This window comes from Flavobacterium enshiense DK69 (assembly GCF_000498495.1).
Taxonomy (GTDB): Bacteria; Bacteroidota; Bacteroidia; order Flavobacteriales; family Flavobacteriaceae; genus Flavobacterium; species Flavobacterium enshiense.
In genome coordinates this window covers 1-22,106 of sequence record NZ_AVCS01000040.1, presented here as the reverse complement: position 1 = coordinate 22,106, position 22,106 = coordinate 1, and the positions used below count along the sequence as shown (strand labels likewise).

Here is a 22,106-nt window from a genome sequence, read left to right as displayed (position 1 = left end):
ACTGTTTTTGTGCAGCTGAATGAGATAATGGCTATTTAAACCTAGATGGTCATTAAAACTTTTAATTATTTTCCGAAAAACAATTTTTCTAATTTGTTATTTAAAGTATCATAATCTTTAAAGTGAATAAACTGGACTTCAAAAGCATTGCCATCTATTACCTTTTTGGCATCGTTGGTTAGCTGTTTATCAGAAATTAAAATAAGTTTCTCACGGTTATGTTTTATTGCTTGTCGAATACCTCTTTGAATATTTTCATCTGTGACCAATGTTTTTCTAGGATGTATATCTAAAGCACATTCTTTACCCCTTAAAATAAAAAGTTTGGATAATTTATTATCAAGAGCTCCCATGGGTTCGGTAAATGAAATATGATAATCGTTTAAAAAAGACTTTACTTTTTTGTCAGCATTCATTACTTGCAAAGCATTCTGAATATCGCTCACATTTTTATTAAAATATTCAATTAAAATATACACAAATATGTAACCAAGAATATTAAATAAAAATCCTAAGATTAATATACCAGTAAACCAATCCGATTTTCCAATATCCAAAATAAAAAAATAGATGATAATGAAAGTAAAATATGAATGCAGTGTTTCATTCATTAAAGACCTTTTGATTGATTTTATCTCTGCTTTAGTTTCACTTTCAGGGTATGAATGAAATAGGTCATAAAACTCATCAAAATTACTTCCTGCCTCATTTTTTTGGGTTTGTTTATTCGTAATAATGACACCTAACATTTTTAAGATTATTTTTAAAAATTCATCATCGTTATTATTATAAAAAACATTATAAATCTTTTTTGAAACATACTCAAAAATCATATCCAGTATGCCACCAACAAAATCAAAAACAACAAACTTTGTGACTTGGTATAAAAAGAAAACTTTAATTATTTCACCACTTATTACAAACAGAAAGAAATCATTCCAAAATTGAGGTACCGTAAAATCTATTAGTTCATATTCACCAAAAATAAATGAATACATCTTTGAAGTTATTATGGCACTCAAAATGAATTTAAGTGTAAAAAAAATAAACTTCCTAAGTTTTGCCGGCTCTTCTACCGATATTTTTAGTAAATCAAACATCAAGCTTTTTCTTTTTTAATTCCAGTTTGTAATCTTTTATTAAAGTGATACATACTTTCAATTTGATCTCTTGAATTCGAAAATATTGTAAGTATATGCCATTGACTGAATCCAAGCTCTTTAAACACACAAAGTTTTGTAAGTGCCTCTAAATAAAATGAAGCGTAATAGAGTTCCAATCCTGAAATAATCCCTTTGCTTGAACTTCTATGAACAATGTGATTACGAGTATTTACAATTCCTTTTATTAGGCTATTGGTATCCATTGTTAGCGGTAACACCATCTGAAAGTCTTCATTCAAGCTTTCCAAACGCTCTCTAAATGATGGTTCATTTGCATGCGCTAATTTTTCTTCAAAGAATTTATTTGCTTCTTCGTCTTTAATATTCGAGAGAATTTCCTTTTTTATTCTTCTGAATTCAGCCTTTGGATATCTTTCGTTCTTTTTAAATCTTCTGTGGTATATTTCGATTGCAAAGCAGCTATTTAAGAAGAAACTTTCTAAACTTAGCTTTGCTTGTAGGTATTTTTCCAAAACCAAATCAATACTGTCTGACAAATCATTTAGATTGTACCATTTAGTTAAAACAGTTTCTATATCTTTTTCAATGAAATCATATTTCACTTTTTTAATTGCATCAACCCCATTGTTTTTGAAATTGTATTGCTCCCTAAAAAACTTCATTGGAACTAAATCATCCCTTTTTTCATATTTCACCTCCTCGTCTAAGAATATGAAATAATCACAGTCTTTGTCAAATATACCTATGAACGCTAAAAATTTTTTGAACTTTTTGTAGATATCGATAAACTCCCAAAGAGATAATCTATCCTTTGTTGCTTTAATTTTTAATGTCACAGCATCATTGACTTTTAGCCCCGATTCTCTATTTAGACTTTGGCTGATAGAGAAAAAAGCTTCTAAGCTAAAGTTATCAAAACTCGCTAACGGAATAGAATCATGTTTAACCAATGAAATTGTATCATCAAAAATATTTACTTGCTTGAAGATTGTTTTATCAAACCAACCTCTTAAAGAAGGCATTGTAACTGAAAGTTGTGTGAAATTCAAATGCTCTTCGTTGTCAATTTGAATACCTGTTAAAACATATTTGCAACTTATTTTAGTTTCATTACCCCCTACACCATTTCCCAAACCTATTACATTACATTCCAATAATGTAACATATCCTAAGCCAGTAAAAGCGCCCTTTATCAAATTGTACTGTTCTACACCATACATTTCGATAGCTGCCTCTATCCAAAACTCGTCACCTTCCATAAAAAGACGAACCCCTTCAATAAGTTCATATTCTTCTTCAGCAAAGTTGTCTACCGATTCTGATTCTAATTTTATTTTTTGGCACTTTGGGATGTAAATATGTCCGAAATAGGATTGCATAATATTGAATAGTTATTGGTTATTTATCTTTTCCAATCATATTTTGTAGTATCACAACCACAGCGAATTTTTTGAGCTACGGTATCATAATTTAGCAAGCTAACTTTTGGACGCTTACAATTTGCTTCTTGACAAATAAATAATTTTTCTAATTCTACAATATCAGCCCAAAAAGAATTAATATCTCCAGAACTTGCCTTTATAGGATTATCATGAGAAAGTGCATTCCCAAATAAAGCAGAACTTTCAATTCTATCCAATAGCGGGTAATGACTTTTTAATTCTGTACTTGATTTTTTAATTTCAGACCTAATCGACATAAGTAGCTCATAAGGCATTCTGTGCTCATTAGAATCATTATATTTGAAACTCAATTTAGCCTCAAGATTCAGGGCAATGTCTTTTAAAAAATGCTCTAAATATTTTCGCATTGGATTACCAATATTTTCGGTATTTCCCTCGGCTAATTGATATAAAATTGATTCTTTTAAATCACTTGGTTTTTCTTTAAGATGTGTTCCTTTAGTTTCTGTCCACTTAATTTCATTAACTATCCATCCTTTATTTTTTGCTTTAGGGCTAATAATATTATCAAACCATTCTTTTTCGTGTGTCAACAATATAATTTGATGCTTCGAAAACTTATCGAAAAGTAAATCGGCAAACCTCCTCCTATGATTTGAATCAAAACTAGAAATTACATCATCTAGTATAATAAAATCATTTTCATTATTAAAAGCATCAACAGATGCTAAAAAAAACGATAATCCTAGACAGTTCAAATGTGATTCGCTAAAATGCTTTAATGGATTAATTTCCCATTTATCATTATACTTATATTTGATAGTAAGACCATCTAATTCATCAGCCTCACCTTTTGTAATAATTTCAATATCCTGAAAAGGTTCATCAGGATTCATAAACTGATAATATTCATTAATTTTTACAGAGAAAGAATTAATAAAGTTATCAAGGCCTTGTTTTTGCTTTTTTTCAAATTCTTCATAAATCAGCTCAAATGATTTTTGCTGATTTTCTAAAATTATCTTGTGTGATTCATACTTTTTAATATTCAAAAAGGCATCTTTTGAGGCTGTGATATTGGAAAATAAAACTGTAGTTGATTCTCCTTTTTGAGCTTCTTGAATTTTAAAAATTCTGTCATTTATTACTTTTAAAAATTCGAAATCCTCCTCTACAAATTTGAGTATGTCTAAAACAGGTAATTTTTCCCCTGAAGTAACTTTAATATCAGCGGTGTTCTTATAACTTTGAATTTTAGTTTTAATAGCATTCAAGCCGTCTTTGACAACTTTATTTTCTTCTTTATCTATTTGACTATTATTCAATAAAACATCCAATCTTTTAATTCTTTCGACAGCAATTCCCTTTACACTATCTAATGATATTTTGAACTTTTCTTTTTTCTTTGAAGATTCTTCAATTTCTGCTAATCTGTTTTTAATTTCGGAAAGCAATTCATCCGAATTTTTTGTTTGCAAACACAAAGGACAATTATCTTCTTTGAGATATTTATTAGATAAAATTTTTGTTCCTGCTTTAAGTAAATCTTCAAAAAAAGTTTGTTTTATAGCTTCAACATCATTTGCAATGATATCAAACTCGGAATAATACTTTGAGTACTCTTCGTCTAATAATTTAACTTCACTATTTAAAAGCATCAAAGCATTCCTTGAATCTTCAAGAAACTTTAATTCAAATTGTTGATCTGCATTTACATCTTTATTTAAATAAACAAGTAAACGATTAATATCTTCAAATGATGTTACTTCAATACCAGTATTTAATTTTTTAATTTTCTCATTAATTGTATCAAATAAATTTTTCTCTTGGGTAATTGATGCACCCAACTTATCAATTAAAATCTGCTTTTGGCTATTTATTTGTGATTCAAAATTTTGAGCTTTTAACAATCCCTTTGCATTAGAAACCGATTTTTGTAAAACAGCTTTTATTTTAGTAACTTGTTCAAATCCAATAATATCAGAGAGGTGTTTTAATTTTTCACCTTTAGTACTATCAACAAAATTTCTAATGAATTGATAGCGAGAAATTAGATTTTCTTTTTCTGAATCGTCAAGATATTTTTTGAATTCTTCACTTGTATTTGAACCTTTTTGAACTAATTTACCATTTTTAAATGATAATGTTTTTACAGAATCTAAAGTTGAATTTGTATATGATATACTTACTTCTGAGGTTTCTACTTCCAAAAGTTTTGCATTTCTAATGGCATCATTTGTATCAATTTCGGGAGTTGATAAATGTTTGATTTTATTAGTGTAAAACCATTCTATAGCATCTGAAATACTACTTTTTCCAGTACCATTATCACCATAGAGTAAAATTGATTTTCCGTTTAAAGGCAATTCTAAAGTATCTATTGCTCCTCTAATACCTTTAATTTTCAGGTTGTTTATTTTAATTGACATCTTTCTTTGGTAAATTAGAAATTTCGTTTTTCACATTGGTATCAGTTAACTTGTTTTGACGATACAAGTTTGCTAACATTTTTGCAATATCTTTATCTACGTCTGGGATATTTTCAATATTTTCAAAAAAATCATCCAATATCTCTTTACCCGATTTCACTTTGTTTTCCATAATATTTTATTTAAAATAATCCCAATCAATTTTAAAATTTGTTGATAATATGTTGTTTCTAATTTCGAAACCCGTCTTGTTATTGCAAATTGGATACACGCCGAAATGCTCTACAAAATTTAATAAAAAATAACTTTCCAAATCTTCAATTCGAAAATGCCAAATATTTTGAAGCATTTCAAAATTGATATAAGTAAATAAAAGCGGTTCCACTTTTCTATAATTAGTTAATCCTACATTTTTAGATTTCCCGTCAAAATGTCCAGATAATCTACTTGCAATACTATTGGTTTTTTTTTCACTCATCCCGATATATAATAGTTTTGATTTCTCAAAAGGGTATTGAATATCAATTGACTGACTGAAAATAAAATACAATCCCGCAATCCCGTTTAATGGTTTTATGTTATCGGGTTGAAATGATTTTGGGCTATCAAAGTATATTTTAACTTCATTACTCATTCTTCAAACACATTTGTTTTATAATCTAAAAAATATTATTGTTTTAACTTTGTGCTAATCACCTTATTTTCTTCATCATAAGAAAAATTAACCACCTCTCCGCTAATAATCAATTCAATAGCTTGTTCAATGATTTCGATAGGTGCCACAAACCATTCTCTGGGGGTGTACCTTTTATTATTTGCATCGAAAACATCGATATTTAGACAGGCTTTTCCAAAGAAATTATGAAGCAATTGCTCCAACTTTTGAGGATTCATATTATAGCATTTCCAAGCGGTTATTATTTTTACCGGTGCCATTAAATACGTTGGCTCTTTTTCTGCATTTTTAATCCTTTCTTCTACTTCTACTTTTGAATATCCAATCTTGAATAAGTTTTCAATTGCTTGAATTCTTTCGTCTTTGCTTTTGGATTGCAACACATAAATATAACCGGCTTCTTCGTCTTCATCTGTGATGTTACTGAAATTCTCAATAAACTTTTCGTTTACTTTGCTTATGTTCTCAGTAACCACTTGTCCATTAGCATATAAGATTTTCTCAACGGACCTTTTTAGCATATTGGATTCTGTGCCGTTTTCGAAGATGCATCTGGTGCGCCCGTCTTCCCGTACTCTTGTTCCATCTTCTCTGTAATGTTCTTTTTTAGAAATTTTTATTTCCTCTAACAAAAACAAAACCCCATTATGAACATAATACGTGTTTTCACGGAGATTGCCTTGTTTAAAATCAACCAGTTTTCTTTTTCCTTCTGCCAAATCCTTTTGAACTTCTCTAAACAACTTTTCATATTTATCGAAGTCTTTACATGCTTTTCTTCTTGCCACAAAATCGGTTGCAGTTCTTTCTTGGTCTTTCGGCGTATGTTTAAAATCAAACAAATCCGTATCGTCTTCTAATAAATCGAAACTATCATCGCTAAAAATATCTTCCAACGAATTGATTTCTTTTTTTTCAAAGTTTAATAAACCATGTACATCTTCCTTCTGCAACGACTCTATCTTTTCCGGATTTTCTCTAATCTTTTTTAATCTTGAATAGAGCTGAAATTCTGATATATTACTCGGATTGGGCTGTGGTTCTCTATTGTGTTTTAAATAGAAGGCATTAATTTCCGCAAATGAAGCCAATAATCTCTCGTCTTCATTTTTGCCATTAGCCACTTTTGGTTTGACATTTAGAATATCAAACTCATCATTGTTAAAAATATCGTCCAGAACTTTATCCTTATCCATTAGCTAATCGTTTTCTTTTTTCTTCTTTGAGATAAATAACACATTCTGCCATTCTTCTTTCTAGTGGATCGTTAGCATTTAAACTTGGTTCTTTATCATACATTCTTCTGAACTCTACAATTTTGGGCCACAAAATTTTGGCTTCTTCAAAATCCATTTTTATTCGGGTAGCTTCAATAGTGTCCTGAATTACTTTCAACACTTTTGTTGTTACATCTTTTGAAAGGATTTCGAATGCTTTTTGAAATGGGTTAACCTTATCAATCAAATCAATATGAATATCATCGATGTTGACAAATTTATCAGCCATAGTAATAAATCGTTTATCCCCAACTTCTTTTATTCCACCGTTTTTAATCACAGAATCTACCACGACATGCTGACGGATCTCTTCGATTTCTTCCTCGGATAATTCCGGATACTTAACCCTTATGATTTTTGGAATTAGTACTTTATTAATTACTTCGGCATCAATATTCCCCGGCATTGCTTTTATCATGACATCATCTTGCAGGATATTGGCTTTTAAGTCATTCAAATCGGATTCGAGAATATCCTTAACCCTTTTTGAACTTGGTTCCTTAAAACCTCTTATTTTAATTTCCCCCGGTTTCGCCTCTTCATCGTCATTGTCGACTCTTGTTTTAAATTTGAAATTAGGTGCCAAAACCTGCTCCATTAACAACGATGCTGTAATGGCTTTCAGCATATTGTTGGTAGCCACTTTTACATCATCTTGTAAAGCATCCGGACTTGCAATAAGATTGGTGAATTGTGCATGTGATTTGTTATTGCTATCACGAGTACAACGCCCAATAATTTGAATGATTTCGGTTAACGAGCCTCGATACCCTACGGTTAAAGCATGTTCACAATAAGGCCAATCGAAGCCTTCTTTTGCCATACCTAACGCAATAATCAAATCCATATCGTCTACAGATTTAACATTACGCAAATAGTTTACTATTTTATCACGCTCTCTTGGATTGTCTTCGACTAAATCAGCCACTTTTAAAACTTTTCCGTCTGTGTGCCTTTTTACGTGAATAACTCCGGTATCGGAATCTTGTTTAACAATATCGCCAATTGCATCTATAATAAAACCAACTTCATCATGCTTTTGTTTTGTAGATTCTCCAGAATTTACATTTGGAATATGTACTATCGTTTTCTTATCTGTATCCAGAATATCCAATATTGCCGAAGTATATTTTCCTGTGTAGAAATGGTACCCTATTCCCAATGATTTCAGAAAATTATACCCATTTAACTGCTCGTAATAGTTATAGGTTACTTTGGTGAATTTTGCTTCGTCTTGAGGTGTTAAAATAGGTACACTGTCTCCTCTGAAATAAGAACCCGTCATTGCAATGATGTGAGCCGTTGATTTACCCATTATTGTTTTCAACCTTTCACCTAATCGGTTATTAATATCGGCGGAAACGTGATGAAATTCATCGATTGCAAGTAATGTATTGTTGAATTTTGCTTCGTCCAACTCTTCACAAGCAAAGCGTAAAGTGGCATGTGTACAGATTAATATTTTTTCATCGCTATCCAAAAATTTATGGAAGGCTTTAACTTTACTGCTACTTCCTTCGTCTCCTGGTGTACATAAATTGTAAACATCATTTGGTTCCCAGTTGGCAAAAAAACCATCTTTCTTCAAATCTGTTTTTGAAAACGAACTACCAATAGAACGTTCCGGAACCGCTACTATGACTTTTTTAACGCCTTGGTTTACCAACTTATCTAAAGCCAAAAACATTAAGGCACGAGATTTTCCTGATGCCGGAGGTGCTTTTAATAAAAGATATTGCGCATCACGAGATTCAAAGGCTCGTGTTTGCATTTCACGCATCCCCATAGTATTGACTTTGGTACTATCCCCCGTTTGGTGGTAACTAACATTTACTATATCCGGCATATTTTATTTTTTAAATAATTATTGAAAGAAATAAACAAACCCTTGATATTACTGGATTTGTAGATTTTATTTCTCGTTTTATTTTTTTTTAAAACTCATTTTCTTCCTGATCGTTCTCTTGTATTGCTATTGCATTAACTATTTTCAATTGTAATTCTTCATCATAATCATTTTCGTATAGGATTGACGCAATAATTTCAAGCAACAACTCTTTATCTATACGGTTGTCTGCCACATGAACTGCGATGTTTTCCATTTCCCGAATAAAATGACCTACTTTGAAATCAAAACCATTTACTTCAAGAAAATATGCAGTCAAAACAATAGAGGTTCTTTTATTTCCGTCTTCAAAGGCATGGTTTTTATTTATCGAATAGAATAAATGACAAGCTTTGTCTTCAAATTCAGGATAATACAAATCATTTTGCATGTGCTCTAAAACGCTATCCACTAAACCAATGTTTATTATTCCTTTCCTGCCACCACTGTTTTCAATGATAAAATCCTGTTCTTTAATGGCGTGTGCGGTGTCTATATAAATGTAGTCCATGCACTAACGGTCTTTTAATCTTTTGAACACATCTATATTTTCTTTCAATCTTTCTTCTAAAGCCTGGCTTTTCTCTCCTAAAAATTTATCAAAATCTTCAGGACTTACCGTACTTACATAATCCTTAAGCTTTTCGTGTAGTGCATCCCTAAATGCCATATCCCTACTCGCCATTAGACTTCTGGCTTTTTCCCTTAACGGTTCATAAATTTTATTGGTTAGCTTTTCGAAGTTTGAAAAGATTTCGTGCGCTTCTGACAACGTAAATTGTCTTTGATTTTGTTCAAATTGATCTTTCAGAAATTCGGCAAAACCATTTTCATAACTGGATATTAAATCCAACACTTCGGAATACATCGTGGCTCTGACACTTTCCTTTGATTTTAAATCCAGAACTTTACGATACTCTTTCGCATTTTCCTTGAAAATACTTTTGTAAATCTTATCGGTTAATTGTCCGTATTTAAACTTGTTGTTTGTTATATATAAGTCTATTGCATTAGTGAATTCTTTACGATAGCTAATTTCCCTTATGGCAGCCGGAACGAATTCTTCTTCCCTTTGATTAATAAACTTGGTAGAACCACCCAATTTTTTGTTTAATACATCTATCACAACATTTAGCATAAATGCCCTGACTTCTTTGGCTTTTTCGGAAGTTTGGAGTAGCATACCAATATTTAATAATGCTTTAAAATTAAAAACACTTATTTTGTTTGATTTTACTCCAACAACCTCATTTTCATCATCTTGTATCAACAGAGGGACATCAATGTCCCTCTGTTGCGATACAACTTCTTTGAACAGTTTTAATTTTGCTCCTGTAAACAACTCATAACCAGAGGTTTTTAGCTCTTCACCGTTATCTTCTAATAATCGTTTAATAGTACGAACATCAACTTCATAAAATTTTGCAACTTGATTAAGTGTATATCGGTATTTATTCTCAAAAAATATCCCCGTAAACCCTAATTGGTCATATATTTCTTTGACAGCCGCATTGTTATTCAATACATTTTTACGGTCTATATGTGAATTGGTTAAATCTTTCATTTTTTTCCTTTTTGAGCCTTAATCATTTAATTGAATTAATACGCTCTTTAAAATTTATTTTAGCAAACCATTCTTTTTACAAATTTCAAAAGTGTCGAGCAGAATTTGAAAAGGATTTAGATGCAATTCTACTTCACCATTTACATCCTTTCTTGTCGCCTTCTGAAAATTGTGAAAATTATAATCAGAATATGGAAAATCATTATAATGAATTGTGCAGTTATATTTTGCAGAGACACATGCTTTTTTCCCCTCTCCTTCAGTATATAATCCTTCATTACTCAAAATAAATGGCAAACAAAAAGACACTATACCTTTGGTACAATCTTCAGACATATTAAAATTAGAATAAGAAGGATCTGTTGTAATTGTTTCTTTATTTAGAGAACTATTTAATTTATTCATCCTCTCATGCAATATTTCAAAAGAAGCATAGAAATTTTTCAACACATAAAACAATACAACAACAGGTGTGTTAAGAACCGAACGCATTGAACTTTTTGCATCTCCTTTAAAATACTTTTCTTCTATCGTAACTGTATTTGGATTAATCAACACTCTTAAATTAAGCTGTTTGCTTTCAATCAGTGAAATTAAAATTGATTTTAGTGTCTTTAAAAAAAATTGATTCTCAGGCATCCTAAACAGATATAACTTATCTTCAAACTGAATAAGCTTTATAAACTCTACAACTTTTTCCTGAATGTACTTCCTGTTATCAAAATCAAAAGGTTTTATAGAATAAAACTTGTCGATGTATCCTGAAAAATCTACCCCTTGACCATATTTATGATGAAATATTTTTCGAATGTTTTCTATGTCACAAACAAAGATAACCTTATCAAAACCAAATTTGTTTTCTCCATTAATCTCGTCGTAATGTGCACTGAAAATATTGAACAATCTGAAAATATGCTCCGGATCCAATCGGTCTAAATCGTCGATGATTAAAACGGATTGTACATTGCCTTTGACTGCTTTAATTCTTGCAATTAAATCTAAAATCAATTCTGAAACCGCATCCATTTCGTGGTGGCTGCCCGTTTTTTGTTCTATAGATTGCAGAAAGGCAGTAATGTCGTTCTCTTCATCAACTTTCATCTCATTACTGAAGGTTTCAAAATCACCAACCGTTTCCTTCAGAGCTTTTATAAAATCGACAATAGGAGTCCCTAATTTTTCGCTTAAACCAAGTATAGCATACAACAAAGGCATGAATTTCATGCGCTCCATGATGAACACCTGACTTTTCAGTAATAATGTAAAATCCTCTTTCTTTAGGTTTATTTCTTCGTAATAATTCCCCATTAACTGCAACAGCAAATCGAATTTTATTAACTCGAAAACATCTTCGTTATTTGAAACGGAATAGTTAACCGGAAATATTTTAAGATAGAAAAAATCGTCATTTTCCTTTTCGGAAAACTCATTTAAAAAGGTAGATTTTCCGGTTCCGAATGGTCCTGAAAAAAGTATTCTTTTATTATTCCCAAAATCTAAATGCTGCTTAAAGTCATTTAAAAGTTGTTCTGTTTCAATTTTTATTACTTTATCGGCTACTTCCATTAGATTTAGGCTTTTTTGGATTTTTTATCAATAAGCACAGCTTCTTTTTCTTTCTCCTCTACTGTCATTTTTTCATACAACTTAAAAAGGAATTCCAATCGTTCTTTGTCGCTTTCAAACGGCTTGCTACGGTAACAACGCTCTACAGCCAAATCGTTTAAGCGATGAACTTCCTGTAATTCTTCAGGCATGTTTTCCGGGTCGTATAATTGTGCTAAAGTTTTCTCGGAGTGGTTTTCTCGTTCTTCCAAAATTCTAAATACACATTGTTCTAACTCTTCTTTTTGAAATTGGGAAATGGGAGGAAATGGGAATGTGTTGTAACATAATGTATTTGAATATTGCATGTCGGTTTTTAATCTACCTGCAACAGCCTTTACCCAAACAATGTGCATTCGAGATGAAACAATACTAAATAAATAAGGCTCCGCATTATATATTGCTCTTGCAGCATTTGAAATTATTGTTCCTGAGTCAAGGAAACCAATAGGAACATAATTTCTTTTTTCAGAACCTGTCTGAGGAATAATAATTGAGTGTGCTTCAATGAATGTTGTCTCATCAAATTGATGTGGAAATGCAGCTTTTTTACGAGTTGCAGCTTTTTTACTTGCAATTCTTAATTCTCTACATTTTTCAAATCTTTTTACAAGAGGCGGGATTGAATATGATAAGTCCTTATTTTTATCTGTAACCCAAATACAATATCTCTTTTTTCCATTCATAAAATCATCAGCCCCAATATAATCTTTTATTAAGGGTTTTGATTCTGGATATTCTTTGAGTAAATTATTTTTTTCTTCTTCGTTTAAAATAAGATTTCCTCCATCACCAGCTTTAATACCAGAAGTCATCGCTGGTAAAGAAGAAAGTTGTTTTTGTTTTTTTTCAATAATAATATTTTTAGCATTAGCCAAATATGCATTAATATTATTAACTACATATTTTGTGTTACCATTAAATATAAATTTTTGAGTTTTTTCAATATTTCTAATACCAATAATAACAACCGATACAGCTGCTTTTCCTTTTGCATTATTATCCCATTTAAAGGATGTGTATGCAAATCCTATTTCTAAATTTTTGTCGAAAATTGGTGGCCATAATAAAGCCACTTGTTCACCCTGACAAATCGAATTCGTAGAAACAAAAGCAAATTGCGCACTATGGTTTCGGATATAATTTCCTCCTTTTATAAACCAAGCCGCTATGTAATCTAAATTTTTATAATTTTTAAATCCCTTAAATACTAATGCCATATCCTTCTTTTGTTCGGCATTCTGTAAACTACTTCCCAAATAAGGGGGATTTCCCAAAATATAAATTTCGTCTCCTTCTCTTTTAGGACATACTGTTTCCCAATCTACTCTAGTTGCATTCCCGTGTACAATATTTCCCCCAGCCTGTAACGGCAAAGTTGGGTTTGCAGAACCAAAGACTTCTTTGAATTTTTGATTCATCTGGTGCTGCGCCAACCATAAAGACAGTATTGCAATTTCATGTGCAAAATCGTCTAACTCTATACCGTAAAACTGAGATAATTCAATCCTTGAAAAGAGTGTTGGTTGGTATTGAGCCGCTAAAGTTAGCTGAGCTTTTGGTATGAGCTCCAACTGATATGGTTCAAATCCCGTAGCTGCTTTTTGTAATGATTGTAATTGTTCTAATATTCTAATTTCGAGTAAGCGAAGTTCTTTGTAGGCAATAATTAAGAAATTCCCGCTACCACAAGCCGGATCAAATATTTTTATTTTACTGATTCTGTCTAATAGCTTGTTTAGTTTTCGTGGTTCGTATGTTGCACTTTCAAATTCTTGATATAAATCATTCAGGAACAATGGTTCAATTACCTTCATGATGTTAGGCACACTGGTATAGTGCATCCCTAAGCCACCACGGTGCTCTGGAGTGATTACCGCTTGTATCATCGAACCAAAAATGTCCGGATTAATAAAAGCCCAGTTTTGGTCCCCACTGTCAATTACAGCTTGCCTACTTCGGCGTGTGAAAACCGGAGATTCATATATATCCCTAAACAAGCCTCCGTTAACATACGGAAACACTTCTAAGTATGCCGGAAGGTTTCTGCGTTGTTTTGCCGGAGTATTCATAACCTCGAATATCCTATCAAGATGCCCGCTTAAATCGCTCCCATCTGTTTGAGTATGATTCTGTATTGAATGAGTAAATAAGTTCTTTGGAAAAATTTCGGTATCCTCTGCAAAAAAGCAAAACAATAAACGCGAAAGAAACACATTCAATCCATGAATGAATTCTGGAGAGTTGTCCGGATTGTCTTTTTTGATTTCGTCAAAAAGCTTTGCCATTTTTTCAGCTGCTTTGACATCAGCTTCGGTCTCTTTTTTATGTGATGCTTTTTCCATTCCCGCCCAAGGCAAGAAGAAATCAAAATGCTTTGGTAAAGCATCGAAATCTATATCTAAACTGTCATTAATTTTGGTATCAATGGCTAAGAGCGTTATGAAATCTGTTACTATAACAAAACGTTGCCCTTGCTTTAATTGCTCCTTTGCATTTGTTATTGCGAGGTGTAAATCTTCATTGAAAACAGGTTTAAAAAATACTTTCCCTTTCCACGACACCTCGCCTACCATTTTAGAAAGGTTTAAATTCCCTTTTTGTAATCTCGTGATTGAAGCTTTAGGCAAACCATAGGCTAACAGCAATTCGTAAATGAATGTTTCCTGAGTATAATTTGCTATTACATTTTGAAGGTTTGATTCTATTTGAGCAATGTTCATTTTTTCTTTTTGTTTTACAACAAACTTCGTTTGTGTCTGGCTTGCAATAAGTACTTTATTCTTTAAACTTCTGACTATTATTTATCTTGAAAAAACATACTTGTTTTCTAAAGACTTCCTAGCTCTCTTACAGCAAAATAATTCTGTCAGAAAAATAGTTTGATTTTATTTACAATTATACAAAAAAGCAACGAGGTGCAAAAGAAAGAGTTATTAACAAGGGTAAGCAGGGTAAGCAATTTTCATAGGAAACATAATGAAATATTTTTTGCTTAACGAAAACGGATTTAACCGCTAAAAACAATGCAAACCGGAACAAGTTGTGTTCTGATTTGCATTGCAATAGTCTTATGTTGCCCGATTTTTAATTTTAGAAAAAAACGAAAAAAGTTTCAACGTTTTTTGCTTACCCTCCTTACCCTATGAATTGAATGCAAAATGATGTGTTTTAAAGCTACTTTCTTGAAGAGTTACTCCTCTGTCATTTCTTTGTTCCGGATATCCACTTCTTCGTATGAGTTTTCGATTAAAGCATAGACAAATATCCCGTTCTTTTTTAGTCTGAGGAAGTTATGTTTTTTTAATGCTTTACCCAATTTATTTACTGTCCCATCGTTGATATTCAGTTTTGCTCTGTCAGCTAGTTTTGCGGCGATTTGGGAAGCATTTAAGTAATTGTTGGCTGCCTCTTTTTCACATGGCTCAAACCACGTTAATAACAACTCTTCTTCAGGGCTTCGGAGTTGGTATTGTTCGTTGTTAGCGGTTATGGATTTGATTTCTTCCTGATCGAACCAAAAACGAAATCCTTCTTTGAACAATTTCAGAGCCTGTGCGTAAACCAGGTTAATATCCACTTCGTGTTGGTATTGAATATTTTCCACTTCAAAACAAAGGAAACGTCTGCTTCCTGTACTATCGTTAAGGAACTGGGCAGTGTTTACACTTCCGGCAAAGGATGCTCTTCTTGGCATAGTTTCGTTGTTGTGTCCGTATGCTCTTCGCATTCTTATTTGAGTTTTGGTAATGATTTCTTTTAGTGAGCCAATTTCGGAACGGTTTAGGTTTTCTAACTCGTCCAAATTGATAAGCATGCACTCTGAAAGCTGTACTAAGGTATCTTTGTTGTTGGGGTTTATGGTTCCCGAAAAAAGATGTTCTTTCAATGGTTTTGGAATCAGTTTTTCTACCCATGTTGTTTTACCAAGTCCTTGTTTCCCACTGAAGACAATTACCGTGTGATTGATAACTTTTTCATCCAAAACACAGCCTACCATTGCCACCAACCATTTTTTAAAACATTGCTGCCAAAGTTCTTGTTTTGTTGTACTGATTGTGTCGGCTAATTGTGTGATATAGTCTTCTTTTTCATCGTATCCAGGTAAATTGTTGAAGTAATCCTCGAAGGGATTGTACAACGGACAGAAATCGGAATACAACAAATTTCGGAGTGAGGAAAGGTTTGTTTTTATTCTTCCTTTTAAACATTCGCGAAGCATTGAGTTTTCAATGAAATCGTTCATTACATTCCATTTCTTTTTTCCGAAATATTGGAACTCTAACTTACCGGAAACGATGTTGTGCCGGAAGACGTATTTACAGGATAAGAAAGTTTCAAGTTTGTCGATTTGGGTTGGTCGAGGTTTGTCGTCGTCATCGTCTTCTGTTGTGTCCGTTATTGAAAAGTTATCCTTTTTCTTTTCTTTCTTAACCGATTCTGATTTTTCGCTTTTACCAAATTCATGCAAATTTCCATAGGCACTGTTTACGGTTTGGGCTACTTCTTTTTCGTCGTAACCAAAGTCATTTTGAATGTAATTTAGAGCCAGTTCCAACGGCACTGCCTTTCGGTTTAAGTTGCATGCGAGTTGGTGAACGAATACGTTTCGGCTACCATTCACGAATTGCACTTTTTTTTCGGTGAATTTTATGCAGTGGTTGTAGATAGCTTCAAAGTTAGTCGTAGTCGCAGTTTCGGTTTGCAGTGGAGAAACTGAAACAAGCTCAGTTTGACGTAGTTGTTCCGGTTTACTTGAAAAGACTTTTGCATCGGGATTGTGATACAAATTCTCGTCATAGGAATAGAAACATAATCGGGTAACATCTTTGCCGGATTTGTCGATTTCTAAACTTAAAAGGTTTTCATAATGTGCCTGAACCAGCAAAAAGGTTTCTTTGTGATTGGCTTTATCATTGTCGGTTTTGACTAAAATTTTCAAACCATTCCCGGAAGGACTAATGAAACTTGCCAAGGTGTATTCGCTTTGATTGGCACCATGTTTGGCTTTGTTTAATGATTCGGCACTTAATTTGTCGATGTCCAGAATGATGATATTGGAGTATTCCTTTAGGAATTCCATTTTACGACCACCTTCAAACTTTCCGGAAGGTGTGAAAGCCGGCAAGGATTTCTTGGCTTTTTCGTAAGCTTCGAGTTTGTTCTCGGCTAATGATTTTCGCAAGTATGTTATCCCGGGTCTATATTTTCCGGTTTTGATTTCCTGAAGGATGCCGGGTATGGATTTGTGTTCCACTACCTCGTTGAAGTTTTTGAATATGGTTATCATGGTTTGGAATTAGAGTTTTGAATGTTTTTAGGCTTGCAGTCGCAAGTTTCACAGGTTCCGTTACACTGTTTCATACTGTTACTTTTTGAAAGCTTTGTTGTAATGCTCCACCATTAACTTCTCTACATCAGATAGTTTGTAGTAGATTTTGTTTCCTACTTGGCTAAAGGAAATTCGTCCTTCGTCTCTCCAGGTTTGTGCGGTGCGTTTGGAAATTTTAAGCAATAAAAGAAACTCCTGATTGTCCAGGAAGGTTTCTTTCTTTGGGTCTGCCTTAGTGTTGATTTGGTGCGAAATAGATTCTAAACGTGCTAGGATTTCGTTGTACTGGTCTTTTGTTAAGATAATTGCATCCATTTTTTAAGATTTTAAAAGTTTATGGTGCAAATGTGTGAAGTAGCAAAAAGTCCTAAAGTCCTGAAAAGGTCTTGTAGGACTCTTTTGTTTTATAGCATTTTGTCGATGTCTATTCGTTTGTGAGGTTTTGGACGTTTGTCTGTTCTTGAAGGTGTGAGAATGGTTTTAACAGTATCAGGACTTATTTCATTCCCTTCCTTGTCTAAGAAGTTGTTTACAATCAATAAGGCAATATCTCCGGTGTTCCCGTCAAGAAAAGATTTTCCTTCTACAAACAATTCACGGTTGAGTTGGTAAAATACATCAACCAATTGATTTACATTTCCATTGAATTGAAGTTTTGCATTGGTATTCTTTGGCTGAATGTTTTCGGATTGTTCTTTCTCGAAATCGGCTTTCATTTTTCGAAGAGTCTGCAATTTCTCAATGAGCTGCAAGCATTGTTCGTCGTATTTCTGTAGCTTTTTGTTAATGGAAATAATGTCGGCTTGTTTGTACTCAAATATTTCTTCGTTCAGATAGATGATCTTCTCGTTAAAGCTATTGAGCTTTTCAATGTGATTCTTTACCTCAAAAAAGGAAAAATGACGGTCTTCGGAATCGGCATTGATTAAGCGTTTTGGAGTATTAGATTTAGTCTCTTTTACGCTCGTAGATTGCAGCTCTTTACGTCTAAATTCAATTTGATTGAATAGTTTATGATAACGACATAGACTTTTCTTTCCAGTAAATTGGTCTTCGTTGTTGGAAATCAACTCTTCAAAATGGTTTAACCAAAGCGTAGGTTCCTTGACTAAATTGGTTTGATAGTTGATAAAAGCCGGGTACTCGGTGTGCGGAAGCTCAAATATTTTTCGCATTAAAGCATCGCAATAGTTTTGCAAAGTATTGTTTTGGTCAAGGATAATATCAAAATTTGAGGTATGGGTTGTAGTAGAATTCACCGAAGTCGTCTCTAAAAATGAAGCGGTTTGATAGTTGTGTTCCATAAAATTCTGATATGCTTTTTGAGTGTTGATTGTGGCTTACATTTTATTCTCTATTTTCAAGTAGCTTTCGACTTAATTTCGCTTTCATCTTTCAGTACTTTGCTTGCAAGTTCTCAGCGAAAATAAAAATTAAAAAAAATCCTTCTGCGAAGGATTTCATAATGTTTTACTAATTTTTAAGTAAGATTTTAACTACTTAAAAAATACTTTGCAATTAACGTGCCATTAGGATTTTTAGTATCACAACTTTTTAAGATTTTAGTAGATAAATTCATCAACAGCTTTATCTAATTCTTCGCTGATGATTTTGGCATATATCTGTGTGGTGCTGATATCCTGATGATCCATAAGTTTAGAAACGTGCTCGATGCGCATTCCGTTATTTAATGCATTAGTAGCAAAGGTGTGGCGGCTTAAATGGAACGTTAAGGCGAAAGGTAATTCCATCTTCTTACCGATGCGGTTTAGTTGAAAATTACAGGCTTTATTTGCTTTTTCAATCAGTTCGTGACGGTACTCTTCGTTTTTGAAATAGAGGGCTTCATTCTTGGTTATTGGAAAAATGAAATCGTTTGGTTGTAGGTTTTTCTTTTTGTATTTCTGAATGATATCCAGAGCAACCTTACCGATTTTAAACTGGTGAACCCTGTCTGTTTTGCGAATGAGTTTTTTAATACGGCTTTCTTCTTCGTTGAAATGATGCCATTGCAGTTCGACTACATCCCCAAAACGCAAACCTCCTGCGTAAATAGAAAAGAGAAACATGTTTTTTGCCAATTCAGCAGCGGATTCTTTTTTTACTTCTGAATTGATAAGTTTTTCGATTTGGTCTTTCTTTAAGAACATTCGCTTGGCGGTGTCTTTCTTCAATGTCAATTTGCTGAACGGATACATATATTCCGGAATCAAATCTTCTTTGATAGCTTCTTTGAACATAATAGCCAGAATCATTACAGAATAACGCTGTGTGGTTTGTCCGTTCTTTAAAGTGTTACTCATGTATCCGATGTAATTTAAAAGCAGGGAAACAGTGATATCATCAAAAAACACATCCTTACTTCCTACCCATTTTTCAAACTTCTCCAGGTACACTAAATAGTTTCGATACGTTCCTACCGACACATTACCTCTAATTTTCTCACAATGCTTGTAGGCATACTGAAAGAAGTTTGGCACTTCTTTTCCCTTAATAGCTTCTTTAAGCTTCTTACTTGAAACGGTTTTTACTTTGCGTTCCATGTCTGCTACCTGTGCTTCGGCATCGGCTATCTTTTGTGTAAGGTTAGCGTTCATCCTTGCGCTGTTAGAATGGTTCTTTTTTACACGCTGCTTTACTTCATCCCACTCACTCTCTTTCAACTTCACTCCCGTAGTGATAAATTTCGCTTTTCTGTCTTTTATAACTCGGATGTACAAAGGACTGTGACCGGTTTGGTCTTTCTGATTGGTGCGTAATACTAATTTGATGGATGCCATAAAATACAAGAATTTGAAATGTTGTACTATATTTACAAAGGAATGCAAACGAGTGAAAGTACTGTAAATACGAGCTATTCAAACGAGTGCAACGTGATACTAAGGTACAACATTAGGTACAACAAAACAAGTATTTTAATGCTTTTTGTTGCACTAATTTGTTCTTTCATTTTTTACAAAGCCAATAAATACAGTACTTTTAGCGCATTTTGGAACTTGCTATTAAAAAGTAGAGATAACAGCGGTTTTGTGCAAGTGGGGTTTTAGGATTTATCGGTAAAGGTCAGTGTTTGCACTTCTCTCCTATTTTTCAACTTTTTCTTTCAACCTTTTCGGTATATTTGTAAACATCAGTAATAAAAATCCCCACCTGCCACAAAGCCGGCGGGACGTTAGCAAACATTTTTTTTAAACTTTATGAGTATAAACATACCTGATAAAATATCCAAACTTTTGGTTCTTTTAGGCATTCTTTTGATTGTCTTTGGCGTATATCGTTCCGAACAAAGCGATGAAAAATACTTTGAAAAAATTGATTTGTATAATCAATGGCGAGATTCTATTTCAATTAATGAATTGAAAATAGATAATCATCTCAATAATTTAAAAAGTGTATCCAAAGATCTGGCAATAAAGTATGGTGTCAAAAATCCTATTTACTCAAAGGATTCAACTACACACTTTAATCAAATTTTAAGTGGCGACAAAAATGCTGTTTTAGTAAGTGATTCAATAAATAAAATTTGGATTTTATATGAACAGTCCCAATTTGAAAATAAACTGTATCATAAAAAAGCAGATATGCTTGACGAAAATTTAAAAGTGGAGAAAAAATATTCTGAAAACAATCAAAAAGCATTTTCGAAAATAATTCTTCTAGGCTTTATATTTTTCTTAATCGGATTGTTTGTTTGGATGACAGATGAAAACGTAAATACTGAAGTAAAGCAAAGTGATAAAATATACAAATGGTGTCAAAGCTGTGGAAAATCCTTTAACTCTATGAAAATAAATGGCTTAAATAAAAACGGAGAACAAAACCTGGCATTTTGTCAATTTTGCTATGATAACGGAGAATTCACAAGTCCAAACCTAACTAAGGAGGACTTTTTAAGTCAGGTAAACGAAAATTTAGAATCAAAATCTTGGTTAACTAAAAGACTTGTAAAAGCAAGATTAAATAATTTAGAACGTTGGAAAAAAGACATATATTAAAAACGTTTGCTAACAGCAGTTTGCAGCAAGTGGGGCTTTAGGGCTAAATTTAATGTTGGTTTTGTGTTTGTAAACTTAATCTTAAATTGATACTTTTGGGAAAACAACCCCCACCTGCAGCAAGCTGGCGGGACGTTAGCAGTAATGCGAATCGACGAAATCCAAATTAGAATGACTCAGAATTTAGAAAATCCAAAAATATATAACGATAATAGTTATCTGAATATAGAAGCAATTCAGTTATACTTTGCTTTAGCACTACCTCTCACAGTATTTTTTCTCCCACAATCTGAATCTGGATTTGAAAAAAAAATTATTCTATTTTTCGTTATGTGTTTGATCTCTTTAGTTCTTTTTTTAGCTTTTAGTTTCGAATTAAATTACTTTGTCTTGAGTAAAAATCACCTAATTATTAAAAATCCTATTTGGTTTTGGAAAGAAAAATCTTTTAGCGTAGAGAGTATAAAAGAAATTGAATTTGAAAGTGAATTTCGCTCAGGTATTTGCTTGAAAGTTAATTTTAATAATAATTCAAAATCATTTGCTTCAAAAAGTTTAAAAGACAAAAGTTGGAAAAGACTTAAAGAAGATTTACAGTCCAGAGGAATAATTGTAAATGACAAAGCAAATTTAGGAATAAAATAAGCACTACTGCTAACAGCGGTTTTGTGCAAGCGAGGTTTCAGGATTTATCGGTAAAGGCTTGGTGTTTGCATTTTCTTATTTCTTTTGGGCTTTTTCCTTTATAACTTTTCGGTATATTTGTAAGCATCAGTAATAAAAAATCCTCGCCTGACACAAAGCCGGCGGGACGTT

The 22,106-nt window shown here is 32.6% G+C and carries 17 protein-coding genes; 2 read left to right on the top strand and 15 right to left on the bottom strand.

Annotated elements, in window-relative coordinates; all coding sequences use genetic code 11:
- Positions 1-65: 65 nt before the first annotated feature.
- The 15 genes from FEDK69T_RS15140 to FEDK69T_RS15070 form a co-directional block, all read right to left on the bottom strand.
- Positions 66-1,100, bottom strand: a complete 1,035-nt coding sequence (locus tag FEDK69T_RS15140) for a hypothetical protein (protein WP_035630926.1) — start codon at positions 1,098-1,100, stop codon at positions 66-68.
- Positions 1,100-2,503 carry a HEPN domain-containing protein gene (locus FEDK69T_RS15135; RefSeq protein ID WP_023575067.1) on the bottom strand — a complete coding sequence of 468 codons (1,404 nt, stop codon included), beginning with the start codon at positions 2,501-2,503 and terminating at the stop codon, positions 1,100-1,102. The genes FEDK69T_RS15140 and FEDK69T_RS15135 overlap by 1 nt, the downstream gene beginning before the upstream one ends.
- A 23-nt stretch (positions 2,504-2,526) precedes the next feature.
- Positions 2,527-4,956, bottom strand: coding sequence for an AAA family ATPase (locus tag FEDK69T_RS15130; protein WP_023575066.1), 2,430 nt, complete (start codon positions 4,954-4,956; stop codon positions 2,527-2,529).
- Complete coding sequence (locus FEDK69T_RS15125) at positions 4,946-5,128, bottom strand: hypothetical protein (RefSeq protein ID WP_035630927.1); 183 nt, start codon at positions 5,126-5,128, stop codon at positions 4,946-4,948. The genes FEDK69T_RS15130 and FEDK69T_RS15125 overlap by 11 nt, the downstream gene beginning before the upstream one ends.
- A 6-nt stretch (positions 5,129-5,134) precedes the next feature.
- Positions 5,135-5,434 carry a hypothetical protein gene (locus FEDK69T_RS15120; RefSeq protein WP_244875463.1) on the bottom strand — a complete coding sequence of 100 codons (300 nt, stop codon included), beginning with the start codon at positions 5,432-5,434 and terminating at the stop codon, positions 5,135-5,137.
- 191 nt (positions 5,435-5,625) lie between these two features.
- The gene (locus FEDK69T_RS15115) at positions 5,626-6,828 is read right to left on the bottom strand and encodes a GIY-YIG nuclease family protein (RefSeq protein WP_035630929.1); all 1,203 of its coding nucleotides are present in this window, start codon (positions 6,826-6,828) and stop codon (positions 5,626-5,628) included.
- Positions 6,821-8,755 carry a DEAD/DEAH box helicase gene (locus tag FEDK69T_RS15110; protein WP_035630931.1) on the bottom strand — a complete coding sequence of 645 codons (1,935 nt, stop codon included), beginning with the start codon at positions 8,753-8,755 and terminating at the stop codon, positions 6,821-6,823. The genes FEDK69T_RS15115 and FEDK69T_RS15110 overlap by 8 nt, the downstream gene beginning before the upstream one ends.
- 88 nt (positions 8,756-8,843) lie before the next feature.
- Entirely contained in the window at positions 8,844-9,305 is a 462-nt protein-coding gene (locus FEDK69T_RS15105) for a type II toxin-antitoxin system death-on-curing family toxin (RefSeq protein ID WP_023575063.1), read from the bottom strand.
- Positions 9,306-9,308: 3 nt separating this feature from the next.
- Positions 9,309-10,358 carry a hypothetical protein gene (locus FEDK69T_RS15100; RefSeq protein WP_023575062.1) on the bottom strand — a complete coding sequence of 350 codons (1,050 nt, stop codon included), beginning with the start codon at positions 10,356-10,358 and terminating at the stop codon, positions 9,309-9,311.
- 54 nt (positions 10,359-10,412) lie between these two features.
- Positions 10,413-11,924 carry a P-loop NTPase fold protein gene (locus FEDK69T_RS15095; protein ID WP_023575061.1) on the bottom strand — a complete coding sequence of 504 codons (1,512 nt, stop codon included), beginning with the start codon at positions 11,922-11,924 and terminating at the stop codon, positions 10,413-10,415.
- A 5-nt stretch (positions 11,925-11,929) separates the two neighbouring features.
- On the bottom strand, positions 11,930-14,686 hold the full coding sequence (locus FEDK69T_RS15090) for a class I SAM-dependent DNA methyltransferase (RefSeq protein ID WP_023575060.1): 2,757 nt from the start codon (positions 14,684-14,686) through the stop codon (positions 11,930-11,932).
- Between the two features lie 470 nt (positions 14,687-15,156).
- Entirely contained in the window at positions 15,157-17,253 is a 2,097-nt protein-coding gene (locus FEDK69T_RS15085) for a VapE domain-containing protein (protein WP_023575059.1), read from the bottom strand.
- 78 nt (positions 17,254-17,331) lie between these two features.
- Positions 17,332-17,610, bottom strand: coding sequence for a helix-turn-helix domain-containing protein (locus FEDK69T_RS15080; protein ID WP_023575058.1), 279 nt, complete (start codon positions 17,608-17,610; stop codon positions 17,332-17,334).
- 89 nt (positions 17,611-17,699) lie between these two features.
- Positions 17,700-18,599, bottom strand: a complete 900-nt coding sequence (locus FEDK69T_RS15980) for a hypothetical protein (RefSeq protein WP_023575057.1) — start codon at positions 18,597-18,599, stop codon at positions 17,700-17,702.
- 258 nt (positions 18,600-18,857) lie between these two features.
- Positions 18,858-20,075, bottom strand: coding sequence for a site-specific integrase (locus tag FEDK69T_RS15070; protein WP_023575056.1), 1,218 nt, complete (start codon positions 20,073-20,075; stop codon positions 18,858-18,860).
- Between the two features lie 417 nt (positions 20,076-20,492).
- On the opposite strand from FEDK69T_RS15070, the gene FEDK69T_RS15065 reads away from it, so the two are divergent.
- Both FEDK69T_RS15065 and FEDK69T_RS15060 read left to right on the top strand, forming a co-directional pair.
- Complete coding sequence (locus tag FEDK69T_RS15065; protein ID WP_023575054.1) at positions 20,493-21,290, top strand: zinc ribbon domain-containing protein; 798 nt, start codon at positions 20,493-20,495, stop codon at positions 21,288-21,290.
- 171 nt (positions 21,291-21,461) lie between these two features.
- On the top strand, positions 21,462-21,935 hold the full coding sequence (locus FEDK69T_RS15060) for a hypothetical protein (protein ID WP_023575053.1): 474 nt from the start codon (positions 21,462-21,464) through the stop codon (positions 21,933-21,935).
- Positions 21,936-22,106 lie beyond the last annotated feature (171 nt).